The organism is Pseudomonas sp. FW300-N2F2 (assembly GCF_017351655.1).
GTDB classification, from domain to species: domain Bacteria; phylum Pseudomonadota; class Gammaproteobacteria; order Pseudomonadales; family Pseudomonadaceae; genus Aquipseudomonas; species Aquipseudomonas fluorescens_AA.
Window position 1 is genome coordinate 1 of record NZ_JACNDQ010000014.1, and the last position, 540, is coordinate 540.

At 62.6% G+C, this 540-nt stretch carries 1 protein-coding gene; it reads right to left on the bottom strand.

Going from position 1 to position 540, the window contains the following annotated elements:
• The coding region (locus tag J4E63_RS30680) for an AMP-binding protein (RefSeq protein WP_207284218.1) at positions 1 to 540 on the bottom strand (540 nt) is incomplete at both ends.

Consider the following 540-nt stretch of genomic DNA (forward strand, 5'->3'; position numbering starts at 1 on the left):
CGCTTCACCGGCGACGTTGACCGTGTCGACGCCCTCACCCAATCCGCCGGATTCCAGCAAGGCCTTGAGCGCCGAGGGCACGGTGTTGATCAGGGTGATGTCGTGCTCGCCCTGTTGCAGTTCCAGCACATTAGTCACGACTTCGACGCTGCCGCCCGAGGTCAGCGGCGCGAAGCATTCGTAGACCGCCAGGTCGAAGTTCAGCGAAGTCGAGAACAGGGTTTTCGACAGGGTTTGAGCGTCAAACGAGCGATGGGCCCAGGTCAGGAAATTCACCGTGTTGCGGTGCTCGATCATCACGCCCTTGGGCAGGCCGGTCGAACCCGAGGTATAGATGACATAGGCCAAGTGCGACGAGGTCAGGCCCGGCACCTGTGGATTGGGCGCCGCCTCGTCCTGCCAGACGCCTTTGTCGAGGTCGATCACCGGTACCGCCGTCTCGCCCAGCAAGCTGCGCGTAGTCCCTTGAACCAGGATCGCCGCCGGGGCGCTGTCTTCCAGCATGTAGGCAATCCGATCCAACGGATACGCCGGATCCAG